The sequence below is a fragment of the Aquisphaera insulae genome (assembly GCF_011064615.1).
Classification (GTDB): Bacteria; Planctomycetota; Planctomycetia; order Isosphaerales; family Isosphaeraceae; genus Aquisphaera; species Aquisphaera insulae.
The window spans coordinates 1-13,461 of sequence record NZ_JAALJH010000057.1 but is presented as its reverse complement, the minus strand read 5'-3'; the positions used below and the strand labels follow the sequence as shown (position 1 = coordinate 13,461).

At 70.0% G+C, this 13,461-nt stretch carries 7 protein-coding genes; 4 read left to right on the top strand and 3 right to left on the bottom strand.

What is annotated here, in order from left to right; genetic code table 11:
- Nucleotides 1-17: 17 nt before the first annotated feature.
- Nucleotides 18-3,293 carry a GH116 family glycosyl hydrolase gene (locus tag G6O54_RS24895; protein ID WP_165229202.1) on the bottom strand — a complete coding sequence of 1,092 codons (3,276 nt, stop codon included), beginning with the start codon at nt 3,291-3,293 and terminating at the stop codon, nt 18-20.
- A gap of 220 nt (nt 3,294-3,513) precedes the next feature.
- On the opposite strand from G6O54_RS24895, the gene G6O54_RS24890 reads away from it, so the two are divergent.
- The 4 genes from G6O54_RS24890 (at nt 3,514) to G6O54_RS24870 (ending at nt 8,534) form a co-directional block, all read left to right on the top strand.
- Nucleotides 3,514-4,587, top strand: a complete 1,074-nt coding sequence (locus tag G6O54_RS24890; RefSeq protein ID WP_250847065.1) for a DUF1559 family PulG-like putative transporter — start codon at nt 3,514-3,516, stop codon at nt 4,585-4,587.
- A gap of 113 nt (nt 4,588-4,700) precedes the next feature.
- Complete coding sequence (locus tag G6O54_RS38570) at nt 4,701-6,713, top strand: esterase/lipase family protein (RefSeq protein ID WP_261357718.1); 2,013 nt, start codon at nt 4,701-4,703, stop codon at nt 6,711-6,713.
- Between the two features lie 124 nt (nt 6,714-6,837).
- Nucleotides 6,838-7,116: a hypothetical protein gene (locus G6O54_RS24875; protein WP_165229196.1), complete on the top strand. Its 279-nt coding sequence runs from the start codon at nt 6,838-6,840 to the stop codon at nt 7,114-7,116.
- A gap of 317 nt (nt 7,117-7,433) precedes the next feature.
- Nucleotides 7,434-8,534, top strand: coding sequence for a lipid-binding SYLF domain-containing protein (locus G6O54_RS24870; RefSeq protein WP_250847070.1), 1,101 nt, complete (start codon nt 7,434-7,436; stop codon nt 8,532-8,534).
- Nucleotides 8,535-8,559: 25 nt separating this feature from the next.
- Here the strand turns inward: G6O54_RS24870 and G6O54_RS24865 are convergent, their stop codons facing one another.
- Both G6O54_RS24865 and G6O54_RS24860 read right to left on the bottom strand, forming a co-directional pair.
- Nucleotides 8,560-11,958: a PAS domain S-box protein gene (locus G6O54_RS24865; RefSeq protein ID WP_165229192.1), complete on the bottom strand. Its 3,399-nt coding sequence runs from the start codon at nt 11,956-11,958 to the stop codon at nt 8,560-8,562.
- 204 nt (nt 11,959-12,162) lie between these two features.
- Nucleotides 12,163-13,461: three-Cys-motif partner protein TcmP (locus G6O54_RS24860; protein ID WP_205679030.1), on the bottom strand; the 1,299-nt coding region annotated here is incomplete at its 5' end.

Below are 13,461 nucleotides of genomic sequence, written 5' to 3'. Positions count from 1 at the left end.
CCTCGTCGCGCTCTGCGTCAGGACAGGTCGACCACGAGCGTCTCCCCGGCGGCCAGGCGGACCTCCTCGCCGAGCGTGACCACCACGCGACGGCCTTCCTGCGCCACGGTGGCGGCGACGGGACGGCCCGCGGCGGCCTTCGCGGCCGTGAACCGCGCGCCCTCGGGCGCCTCGAAGGCCAGCGTCTTCAGCCGGAGCGAGCCCCAGCGGACCTCGACCCTCTCGGACTGGCCCGCACCCTCGCGCTTCTGGGCGAAGGTGCCCCAGGCATCGGCGGCGGTGAACGGGACGCGGAAGTCCTCCGGGGTGATCCGGGGGGCGAAGCCCAGGTGGCCCTTCGGGCCGTGGTGCTCGAAGCCGCAGGCGCCGAGGAACGCGCCGTGGCTGGCCATGGCGCGGGAGTAGTGGTCGGAGCACTCGACCTCGTTGTACGGGTTCCGCCGGGCGGGATGATACCGGTCGTGGACCATCCGGACGATCGCCAGGGCTTCCGTGGACATCCCTTCCCAGAACATCTGCGCGGCGACCTGGTACTCGAAGCCGGTCCAGCATTCGTTGAAGTAATAGGCGAAGTTGGAGCTCGATCCGGTGGCCTTCTCCGCGCCCCCCTTCGGGAAGGTCGTCATCAGGAGCCCCCCCTCGCCGGGCATCGCGTACCAGCGGCCCCCCTTGATCGTCCGGAACTTCTCGCGATACGGGCCGACGTCCGGGGTGAAGTTGTACCGCCAGATCGAACGCAGGGCGACGCGCGCCTCGGCCTCGGGGACGACCCGCGGCAGGCCCACCTGGAAGGCCATGCTCTGGCCGAGCATCTGGTCGGAGTGGCAACCGATGTTGGTGTTGTTCCGCGTGTAGTCCGGCGGCTTGTGGATGAAGTACTCGCCGTTGTAGAGCGCCTTGACCAGGCTCTTCTTGCCCGCCTCCACGACCTGCCGGCAGCGCGCGGCGAACGCGGCGTCGCCCATCTCGTCGGCCATCGCGGCGCCGGCGGCCATGGCGGCGAGGTAGAGCGAGCTGATCCAGGCCATCGGCCCGTACCAGGCCGAGTCCAGCGTGTTCATCTGCTTGCCCTCGAGCAGGCCGTCGCCGTCGGCGTCCTGGGCGCTGATGAACTCGAGCGACTTCCTCACCCGCGGCCAGAGCCGCTTCAGGAAGGCGGCGTCGGGGGACATCTGGTGCTCGCGATAGGTCCGGAGGATGGTGCCGCAGAAGCCGTCGTGGGCCACGCTCCGGTCGTTCTCGGAGCGGAAGTCCATGGCGCCGTCGTCGTGCCAGGCCAGGCCGAAGTCGACCCGCTCGCGGAGGTCGCGCTCGATCGCCGGGAACAGCCGGCCGACCGACTGGGCGTACTGCCAGACGTGCTGGCAGGTCCCGGCGCAGCAGTCCACCCCCTCCCAGGCCCAGAACCGGCCGCCGTCGAAGGCGTGGAAGGTCTGCGTCGCCAGCGTGTTCACCGGGATCATGGTGCGGTCGAGGAACCAGTGCGGCAGGGTCGAGTCGTACCAGGTCCTCACCCAGAGCCGCGTCTGCCCGGCCAGCCGGTCGAAGTCCTTGGCGACGTGATCCGCCACGGCCTTCGCGCCGTCGAACCGCGCGGCGTAGGCCCGGCGGTTCTTCTCCATGCCGGCGATGGCCGACATCTCGCCCGGGTTCTTGCTGTAGTCGGGGAAGAACCAGGAGATCACGAAGCGGAACTCGGCCGATTGGCCCGGCGCGATCGTCGTCGTCCGCCCGAGCGTGCCGACGAGGTGCTCGTCCTCCATCCCGATCTCCCCTCGGGATTGGAGGCGGAGCGAGTCGAAGGCCCCGGCCGGATTCACGACGTCCGCGCCGGCCGCGCGGGGAGTCCGCTGGATTCGGCCCAGGACCTCACCCGGGCCGTCGAGGAGGCGCAGCGCCATCGAGCCGAACCCGGGGACCTCGCTCGCCGTCGCGTACATCGGCCGGTCCGAGAAGACGATCTGGTCGACCGTCGTGTGCCCCCAGCCCCCGGCCGCGTCGTCCGCGATCTGGAGACGGGCCCGCTTGCCCTCGAACTCGCGGACGTCGAAGGCGGCGGCCCGCATCGCGCCGACGTCCCTGCCCGCGGCCCGGCGGACCACCTTGCCGTCGACGAGCAGGCGCAGGCCCAACCGGTTGACGTCGGAGCCGCCGCCGATCCGGAAGTGGATGAAGCGGCGCTCGACGGTGAACTCGCGGCTGGTCAGCGTCCCCTTGTGGGCGTCGGCCGCGGCGGGGTCCTCCCCGTGGCGCATCATGTGAGAATTCGCGAATCCCTTGCCCTCGTAGCCGGTGAGGGCCGAGTAGAACCGCCGCTCGTCCTCCCGATAGGGCTTGTCGCCGAACGCGGTGCCCGCGGCCTTCCAGTCGCCGTGATCGTCCCCCTCGAAGCCCTCGAAGAGGAACTCGGACCGCTCCGAGCCCGGGGGTGGGACGACCTCGAGGAGGCTGCCGTGGAGGATCGCCCCGCCCCCGGGCCCCGCCTCGATCCCGAAGTGCCGTCGCAGGCCCCGCCCGCCGAAGCCGTCGCGACACGCGGCGTTCTCGAGCCAGCCGGCCAGCGAGACTTCCACCGGCGCATCGCCCGGGTTCCTCACCGTGAAGGCCATGATCGTCGCCGGCAGGGACGAGCTCGCCAGGTCGAGCGGGATGAACGGCGAGAAGGCCTCGAGCGAGACCTCCGCCGGCACGGCCTCGTCGCGGTAGGTCACCCGGCCGATGGGGTACTCGCCGCGGAACGAGACGTCGCGGAAGCCGCGGGTGTCGAGGGGGCGGATCACGGTCTCATCCCCCTTCTTGACGCGGATCGCAAAGCCCTGCTCGACGACCGACTTCGGCTCAAGGGGCTTCTTGTAGTTCGGCCCCTCGTAGATCACCCCCTCGCGGCGGATGGGGGTGAGCGAGGTGAAGATGTCCCAGTACCAGAGCCGGCCGTCGCCGCCCAGGTAGAGCTGCCCGCAGCCGATGCCCCCCACCGGCATGCCGACGAAGGCGAGCTCGGCGCCGCGGTAGACCTCAGGCTCGCCCCGCTGGATGAGCCTGCGAAGCCAGTCCGGGTTGAGCTTCTTGTCCCTCGGGACCAGGTCCTCGAAATCCTCCGCGGCGAACGGCCCGGCGACCGCCGGCCAGCCCGGCACCGTCACGGCCGCCGCCGCCGCCCCGACGATCCCCAGGAAGTCACGCCGGCCGATCGCGACGGGGCCGGACGCCGGCGCGGGCACGGGCCCGCAGCCGCACGACGAGGAGGCACAGGACGAGTCGCCGCGAGGCGAGGAGGATTCTCGAGGTTCCAAGGGACGAACTCCTTCGTTCCGGTGGGCTTGCGGGTCGCCCTCGAGGGGGCGAGCGGAGAGGCCGGGAACGGGCGAGGCCGCCCGGCGGCGCACGGCCGCCGATGATCCCGCGCCGGGCGTCCGCTTGTCCAGGGAGCCGCCCGCCGGTATGCTCGAAATGGGCGCCGAGGCCCCGCCGACATGCGTCCACATTAAATGATTCTACTATCACGATGCAATAATGACAATTTTCTTGAACACCTGTAAACATGACGGCAACAGCCGCATGACGACGCAACGCCCCGCCTTCACGCTGATCGAGCTGCTGGTCGTGATCGCGATCATCGCCGTCCTGATCGCGCTCCTGCTCCCCGCGGTGCAGACGGCCCGCGAGGCGGCCCGGCGGGCCCAGTGCACCAACAACCTCAAGCAGCTCGCGCTCGCCGCGATGAACTACGAGTCGGCCCACTCGACGCTGCCGCCGGGGGGCTTCACCCGGCACTCCACCTGGCCGGGGTCGATGTGGAACCTGGGCACGCTGGCCTACATCCTCCCCCAGCTCGAGCAGCCGGGCGTGTTCAACGCCGTCAACTTCGACTGGGGGCTCTACGCCGGGGCGAACGTCACCATCGCCGGGGTGGGCCTCTCCGCCTTCCAGTGCCCGAGCGACGCCTCGGCCTCGGAGCCGCTCGCCATCGACCCGGCCAACTACCCCGGCGCGCCCGCGGGCGGCAACTGGATGCAAGCCTACAGCAGCTACGGCGGCGTCGTCGGCGCGTGGAGCCTGAGGCTCCACATCGACAACCCGACCTTCGCGCTCCGCAAGGCCAACATGAACGGCGTGATCTATGCTCACAGCTCGACGAAGCTCTCGGAGATCACCGACGGAACGAGCAACACGATGCTCTACGGCGAGCACCTCCACGGCATCTTCGACGCCGCGGGGCGGGCCAAGTACCACGCCTGGAATTCCGGCTACTGGACCGACACGATGATCGACGCGTATTACCCGGTGAATGCGTCCTACAAGTTCCTCAAGCTGGACGACGCCACCGGCCGCGACTACATCGCCATGAGCCTGGAGAGCCGCCACCCCGGCGGCGCCAACGTCGCCCTCTGCGACGGCAGCGTCCGCTTCCTCAAGGACTCGATCGACTGCTGGCCCATCGACCCGGCCACCAACGTGGCCCTGGGCGTACCCTTCAACGCCGACGGCACCGCCCGGATCTGGATCAACCCCGGCGCCAAGGTGGGGGTCCTCCAGAAGCTCGCCACCCGCAATTTCGGCGACGCGGTCAGCAGCGACTCGTATTGACGGCCCCGCGGAACCTCGTAGGATGCCCGGCCTCCGGGCGGAGAGGCCGCGCGTCGGCGTCCGTCCTGCGCAGTCCGCGCGAAGCCTCGATTCCACGTCGCCGGGGAGAGGACATGTCGGGCATCGATCGTCATGGCAGACGCCGCCCGCGCCTGCGCCTCGCCCTGTCGCTGCCCCTGCTGGCGGCGGCCTCGCTGGCGGGCTGCGCCTCGATCGTGATCCACGAGCGGCCGATCCTCGACCGGTCGATCCTGGATCGGGCTCCGGCCCGGCGCGGAGGGGCCTCGCCCGGCGACGCCGAGTCGCTCCTGGAGGCGGGCATGGAGCAGGACGCGCGCCATCCCGAATCGGCGCTCGTCTCGTACCGCGACGCGGCCCTGGCGGCCTTGCCCAGGATCCCCGAGGAGGGCGTCTCGACGCGGATCGACATCGCGGCGTCTCGCGCCGCCCAGGGGACGTACCGCCGCGCGATCGAGTATGCCCTCGAGACGACCCACCGCGAGGCGTCGCGCGAGGGCGTGCCATGGACCAACGTGCTGGCCCGGGCCGGGATCGGAGTCCGGGGGCGGATCAGCCTCTATGACGCGACCCGTTGCGACGACATCCTGCCGACCCGGCGGTACGAGGTCTCGGGCTTCCACCACGAGCTCGGCGGGGGGGGAGTGGGGGCGCCGGTCGTCGCCCACGTGACGCGGGCGGGCACCTGGGGCGGCCAGTCGTCCCCCGTGGCGGAGCAGGTGGCGAAGGTCGCCAGGCTGGGCGCGCCGGACCCCGAAGTCCGGTCGGTCTTCGATTCGCCCTGCGAGCGGCACTTCCCGAAGTCGCTCTACTACGCCGGCTCGGTCATCATCCGCCCGGGGGGGCCCGGGGAGCCGCCGGCCGTCCTCGAGCTCCGCGACCCGGTCCGCGAGTGCACGCCGCGCTGGCAGATCGAGCCCGGCGGGCCGAACCTGCCGCTGGCCTACGACATGACCGTCCCGCTGGCGAAGCAGTTCCACAACAACAACCTGAACCTCATGGGCGCGCTCGGCGTCCTCTACCCCTCGCAGTACAACGGCAACACCGGGATCTACATGATCGATCCCTACGAGCCCGGCAAGATCCCGGTCGTGCTGGTCCACGGGCTGATGTCCAGCCCGGAGGCGTGGGACAACGCCATGAACGAGCTCCGGGGCAACCCGGAGCTGCGGTCGCGCTACCAGTTCTGGCTCTTCTTCTACTCGACGGGCAACCCGATCCTGGCCTCCGGCGCCCGCTTCCGCAAGGCGCTCAACGAGATCCGCGACGAGCTCGATCCCCGGCACGCGGACGCGGCCTTCGACCACATGGTGCTGATCGGCCACAGCATGGGGGGGCTCCTCTCCCGGCTGGCCATCAGCCGGAGCGGCCAGGAGCTCTGGGACACCGCCTCCAGGGTCCCGCCGGATGCGATCCAGTTGGAGCCCGAGCTCAAGGAGCTGCTGGTCTCGTCGCTGATCTTCGAGCCGGTGCCCACGGTCCGCCGCGCGATCTTCGTGGCCACCCCGCACAAGGGGAGCCCGCTCGGCGACGAGCCGATCGGCCGGATCGCGTCCCGGCTGATCACGGTCCCCAAGGACGTCCTCGAGGTCCGCAAGGCCCTGCTCCAGTCCAACGGGGCGCAGGAGGTCTCCGAGGCCTTCCGGGGCAAGCGGTACGCCACCAGCGTCTCGCAGCTCAGCATCGGCAACCCCGTGCTCAAGGCCATCAACCGGATCCCGATGAGCGAGGCCGTCGCGTACCATTCGATCGTCGGCTTCGACGGCAAGACCCCGCTCCCCGCCGGGGGGGACGGCGTCGTCCCTTACCTGAGCGCCCACGTCGAGGGGGCCCTCTCGGAGCTGATCGTCTCGAGCGGACACTCCGCCCAGGAGACGGACGACGCCATCGCGGAGATGCACCGGATCCTCGCCCTCCACCTGGAGGAGTACGACGCGGAGCGGTCGACGGCCGCGACCGGATCGCCGCTGGCCTCCAGGGCCACGCGTCCCCCGGGCGCGACCCCCGTCCGCCAGATCCCCGGCGACCCCTCGAAGCGGCGCTCGCTCGATGACCGCTTCGCCGGCGGCAAGGGGGGCGTCCCCCTGGATCTCCGGATCATTCGCTGAACCGAGCAGGGTCGACAAAATCCGCAGGACCTCCCGGATTCGCTCAATCCGGAGGCGGCACATGCCGATCTTCATTGCCATCAGGACAGGGCGATTCGACCTCCCCTCGAGAGGATCTCGGCCGATGCGACCACGCCGTTCCGCGGCCCCCAGGCTCGAACCGATCGAGGATCGCGTCGTCCCCAGCGCGGTCAGCTTCAAGCTCAGTCCCGACACCAGGGCCCAGATCCGCAGCGCGAATCGGACCTTGATGCGGACCGCCGACCAGGTCAAGGACACGCTCGCCGGGCTCGTCCACCAGCGGACGACGCCCCACGGCCCGAACTTCTTCCAGTCGACTCACCACGCGAGCCCCCAGCACAAATCCGAGTATTTCCTGGGCATCCCCTTCATCAAGATCTGAGCCCGCCGTCACGGGCTCGATGATCTCGCGGCGCGGCGTGGCCGCCCGCCAAGCGAAGACGCTCCTTGCGCGACGCCGCGCATGTTTCCGGGATCGGCCTGATGCCCCGCCTCCCCCTTTCCCCATCCGTGTTTTCCGCGCCATCCGCGGTCGCCTCCGAGACCGTCCCCGTCATCCCGCCATCGATGTCCCGTTGACCGATCGCCGCAAAGCCGGTAGAAGCCTTCGAGGATCGATCTGGTCGCCAGGCTCCTCGGCGGATTCCTGCGCGCCGGCCCACCTTCCCGGGATCTCGAATGGAGTCGCTCAACGTGAGGATGTCAACGTCCCGCCTTGCCACCGGCCTGGTCCTCGTGGCCTCCCTCGCGTCGGCCCCGGCGATGGCACAGAAGCCCGCCCCCGAGTCGACCGTCACGAAGTCGTTGATGGCGCTCAGCGACATCACCCGCGATCCCAAGACGGGGATGCCGCAGCTCGTCATGCGGAAGGCCCATGCCATCGCGATCTTCCCGGACATGTTCAAGATGGGCTTCATCTTCGGGGTCCGGGGCGGCCGGGGCGTGCTGCTGGTGAAGCAGCCCGACGGCTCGTGGAGCAACCCCGTCTTCCTGCACCTCTTCGGCGGCAGCTTCGGGGCCCAGGCCGGGGCCCAGTCCACGGACATGATCCTGGTCTTCCAGAGCCCGCGCGGGCTGGAACGGTTCCTCAAGGGCAAGGGCAAGATGACCCTCGGCATGGACGCCGGCGTGGCCGCGGGCCCGACCGGCAAGCGGTTCGAGGCGAGCACCGACGTGGCGCTCAAGTCGGAGATCCTCTCGTACTCGAACAGCCGGGGGATCTTCGCGGGGGTCTCCGCGGAGGGGGGCACGCTCCAGGTCGACTGGAAGGCCAACACCATGTATTACGGCCAGCCGGCCTCACCCGGCGCGATCCTCGCGATCAACAGCACGCTCCCGGTCCCGGCCTCCGCCATCCCCCTGCAGGAGATGCTGGCGGAGAAGACGGCCATGCCCACGCGAGTCGCCGTCCGGCCGAAGTCCACCCCCGTGATCGTCGAGGAGGGGGACGAGGTCGTCTACGACGACCCGGATTCGACGATCCAGACCGAGCCCGAAGTCCGGCGATCAACACCGACACAGTCGCCGGCCCCTCGACGCGAGGTGAAGCCGAAGCCGGCCCCCGTCGAGCCGGCCGACGACGCCGACGACCTGGACGCGATCCCCTCCGCCCGCCCGAAGAAGAAGGCCCCGGCCCTCCCCAACGACGAGGACCTGCCCGAGGCCGTCCCCGGCCCGGCCACCGACGGCAATGCCCCCGCCACGTCCTCCGGCAAGAAGCCCCGGTCCGGCTCCGGCGGCGGCGAGAGCGAGGTCCCTCGCCTCGAGGCCCCGAGGTCCGGCACCCGATCCAGCGCCTGAGTCCCGGCGGCCTTTCGCCCCGATCTCATCGGCCGCGGCCCTGCTCCATTTCCTCGACCGCGAAATCCTCGGCGCTGCGCTCGAGCTGCCACGGGGGCAGGGGGGCCTCGGACCATTCGAGCGACGAGAGCAGGGCGATGATGACGTCCGGGTCGACGGGCTTGACCAGGTGGTGGTCGAAGCCGGCGGCGCGGGACTTCCGCCGCGCCTCGTCTTCCGCGTAGCCGGTGACGGCCACGAGCAGGGGCCGGCCCAGGTCCTCGCGGTCGCGGATCCGGCGGGCGACCTCGTAGCCGTCCATCTGGGGCAGGCCGATGTCCATGAGGATCACCTCGTGGCGACGGTCCTGGAGGGCGCGGAGGGCCGCCGGGCCGTCGTGGACCGATTCGGCCTCGTGCCCTTCCATGGTCAGGAGCATCTTGAGGGTTTCCGCCGAGTAGAGGTTGTCGTCCACGACCAGGATCCGCCGCGGCCGGGGTCCGGCCCGGTGGTCGGCGACCGGCTCCGGGTCCGCCGCCGCGGCGGGCTCGTCGCTGACTCGCGGCCCGCCGGGGGCGGACTCTCCGGCGATCCACAGCGGGATGCGAACGACGAGCTCGCTCCCCGTGCCCAGGCCGTCGCTGGCGGCGTGGACCTCGCCGCCGTGCATCTCCACCAGGCGCTTCACCAGCGTCAGGCCGAGGCCGAGGCCCCCCTGCGAACGATCGAGCGACTGGTCCACCTGGGCGAAGAGGTCGAAGACCCGCGAGAGCATCTCCGGCGGGATCCCGATGCCGTTGTCGCGGACCCGGAGGACGACGTGGCCGTCCTCGGCCCGGACGGAGAGCCGGATCGAGCCCCCTTCCGGCGTATACTTGGCCGCGTTGATCAGCAGGTTCGCCAGCACCTGGGCCATGCGGATGGGATCGGCGTCGATCCGGAGCGGCTCCGACGGCATCGCGATCGAGAGCCTGTGATGCCGGTCGTCGATCGCGGGCCGGCTGGTCTCCAGCGCGAACGCGACGATCGTCGCGACGTCCACGACCTCGCGCTGGAGCCGGACCTTGCCCCCGGCCACGCGGGACATCTCGAGGAGGTCGTCCACGAGCTGGGCGAGCTGGCGGACCTGGTGGTCGATGACGTCGCGGGCCCCGGCGAGGGCCGGGTCGTCGAGCCCCCGGCGCCTCATGATCCCCACCGCGTTGCGGATCGGGGCCAGGGGATTGCGGAGCTCGTGGCCGAGCATGGCGAGGAACTCATTCTTGCGAGCGGCGGCCTCGGAGAGCTCCCCGGCCTGGCGGCGGAGCTCGTCCTCCAGCCGCCGCCGCTCGGAGACGTCCAGGCAGAAGGCCACGACCGCCGCGCCCCGGCAAGGGGTGCGGGCCTCGTCGAGCATCGCGGCGCCGAGGAGCACCGGGATGAGCCGGCCGTCCTTGTGGCGGCACTCGAGCTCCACGGGCGCGCACCGCCCGTGGCGGCGGAGCTCGGAGCGGCAGTGCCGGAGCCGGGCGACCGAGGAATCCGGGATGATCGCATCCCAGGGGAGGCGGCCGGCGAGCATCTCGGCCCGGGTGTAACCGGCCATCTCCAGGAACGCGTCGTTGGCGTCGGTGATCCGCCCCTCGATGTCGCCGACCACGACGCCGAGGATGTTCGCCTCGACCAGCCGGCGGAACCGCGACTCGCTGGAGCGGAGCTCGGTCTCGACGCGATTCCGCTCCGAGAGGTCGATCGCCGCGCCGAGGAAGCCGGAGACCTGCCCCTCGCTGTCCATCACGGCGCTCACGGAGAGCAGGACGCGGACCCGCGAGCCGTCCTTGCGGACGTAGGTCCACTCGGCGACGTCGTGCCCGCCGCGGCGGGCTCGCTCCACGAAGGCGCCGAAGCCCTCGACGGGGGTGTTGAACTCCGCGGTGAGCCTCGCCGCGTGCTCGCGGACCTCCTGCGCGTCGTGGATCAGCAGGGGGGTGGCCCTGCCCACGACCTCGGCGGCCTCGTAGCCGAGCATCCGCTCGGCGCCGGCGTTGAAGACCGTGATCAGGCCCTCGGGGTCGGTGGCGATGATCGAGACCTGGTTGGCGGCGTCGAGCACCGCCTTGAGCCGGGCGTTGACCCGCCGCAGCTCGGCCTGCGTCCGGTCGCGCTCGAGGAAGATGCCGACCTGGCGGCCCAGGGTCGTCATCGCCTGGAGGAAGGCGCCGTCGCAGCGGAACGGCTCACGGGAGAAGAAGATCATCACGCCGAGGGTCACGCCGTTCTCGCCGGCGGTGACGGGGACGCCGAAGGCGCCGCGGATCCCCACGCTCAGCAGCGCCTCGGACCGGAACGATGAGCCCTCCGGCTCGGCCGCGAGGTCCACGACCCAGGCGGAACAGCCGGTGGCGCGGACCCGGGCGGCCAGCCCCTCGCCGGGCAGCGATCGCGGCGCCGTGCCGGCGGCCAGCACCCGCGGCGAGATCCACGGGTCGGCCCCGGCGCGGAGCCGACCGCCGTCGACGACCCAGAAGCCGGCCGCGTCGAAGTCGAGCAGGCCGCCGATGGTCGCGAGGATCTTCGGCATCGCCTCGTCGAGCCGGCCGCCGCCGGCCAGGACCTGCGTCGTCGCGTGCTGGACGTGCATCCGCCGCTCGGCCGCCTTGCGATCCGTGACGTCGCGGCCGACGCCGAGGAAGTGCGTGAGCTGCCCCTCCTCGTCGCGGATCGGCTGCACGCCCAGCGACATCCAGTACTTCCGCCCCCCCTTCGTGTAGTTCACGACCTCCGTGCGGAAGCCCTCGCCGGCCTTGCGGCGGGCCGCCATGAACGCCACCGTCGCCGCGCTGGTCTCGGGCCCCTGGAGCAGCTCGCCGGGCGTCTTGCCCAGCACCTCTTGGAGGGCGTAGCCCGTCAGCCTCGCGAAGCTCTCGTTGGCCCACTCGATCCGGCCGTGCAGGTCGGTGACGAGGACCGCGTCGTCGGTCCGGCTGGCCACCAGCTCGAGCTTCCGCCCCATGGCCTCGGACCGCCCCAGGGCCTCCTCCGCGGCCCGCCGCCCGGCCGCCTCGCGATCGAACTCCCGCGGGTCGCACGGCGGCCGCCTCACCAGGAGCAGCCCCGCCAGGGTGAAGGCCGCCGAACACGAGAGCACCGACATCCCCAGCGAGGTGATGCCGGCCGGTACCGCCATCGGCGGGGGCAGGGGCAGGGCGTCGAGCAGCCGGGAAAGCCCGCTCGCCAGGAAGAACCCGGCGAACCCCCAAAGGACCTCCGGATAGGGGACCTTCCGCCCCCCCGGCCGGAGGAACAGCACGACCAGGAAGAGCGCGAAGGCCAGGCAGGTCCCGGCCATGAGCGCGGCCCCCAGCCGCTGCGGGTCGATCGTCCCGAGGGCGATCGGCACGGGCAAGGCGTCCGACGCGGCCCCCATCGGGGCCGCGCCGCCGGACCAGGCTTCGAGGATATTCAAGGCGGTGACCTTCCCTGTTGTGCCTCGCGAGCTGCCGATCAAAAGTAGGCGTAATGCCCGGCACTTCCCACCAGACCGCGGGCGACCCGCGCCGTCGCCGACAACCACCTATACAATCCCGGAGTGCGGTTCTCAAGGTGTCTTGCTCGCCCGCGTTCTCTGTCGGGAAAGAACGATATGGGGCCGAACGTCTTGATCCATCACTCATATCGTATAGAACAGCAGCTTCTGAGCGGGAATCGTCACGATGTCAGATTCGGCCTGAATCCCGGCCCTCCTCTCGGTCAGCCCCGATGCGTCCCTCACGCGGAGTAGGCCCTCCCGAGCCAGAATCCGGATTGACTTTCGGAGCATCTGACTGGTGGCCGGGGTCTCGTTCGTGATGAGGGCGAAGAGGCGCTGAAACTCTACGGCATCCGAGAACTCGTAGATGCGACGCGGAAGCTCATCGAGCAGGGCTCCTTCAGTCATCGCCTGGGCCTTATCGTCGAAGAAGAACCCCGGGAGAGGTTTCTGCCCCGTCACCACTACATCCTGCTCAGGGTCGTAGCCCAGCATCTTCAGCCCGGCACCGCCGTAGTGGGCGACCGAATTGTGCCGCTCCCAATGGACGCCGGTCATCACGTCCCTGGCCCTGTGGTGCCCCGAGAGATGGAGGATCCACAGGTCTCTGTGGGAGTCCGTGGACCGGATGAAGAAAGGCGTATAGAAGGTCGCCCCTGATGCCTTTAGGACCTCCTGGTGGAGTTCGAGCTGGATGAGCCGACGCCAGCGGGGATCCGACCTGTCGACCGTCGAGGCCAGCGCGTCCACGTCGAGATCGGGCATGCACTTCAGCCTGCGATTCGGCCTTCCCTCGCGGAGGTAGTCGATGAGGAAATCGGCTGCAAATGTGAGTATAACTTCAGCCTTGGGCAGTGCCGAGAATATCGCGCGGATTTGCTCGAAGGGGACCGCATCGTACCCACACTGGTCCAGGTTGAAAATGGCCCGCCCTGACGGGCTCTTGTCCTTAACGAACTGGATAATCCGGGCCGCGTGGCTTGAGAAGTCGCCCTGAAAGACGCGAATCCTGTCTCGGACCGCCCGAGCCCTGGGCGAATCGGCGAGGGTGCGTCTTAGCGAGTCGCACGCGTGCGCCTCCTGTTCGATGAAGAAGTAGTCATCGATGATCTGAAGTTTCTTTGTCCTCTCCGCATTGACGGTTTCTTCGGCGTCGCGGATGGTGTCGAGCATCAGAGACGGAGAACCGGATCGAAATTTGCGGTCGGCGCCTTGCCTATAGACGTTTCCCCCAGCGAATCCGTCGATGAGGGTCAGAGGCAGGCGTTCCATCGCCTTGATTCGAGTCAACGTTAAAACATATCGAAACAGATATGTCTGGAGCAGGCGATGCTTCTCGACGCTGTGGGGCCGGATAACAGGAGGCTTGTCCTTGTCCTTCCACGAATGAGACTTGTGCCCCATGTTGCCCCTCTTGCCCAGGATTGGCGGACCGACTAA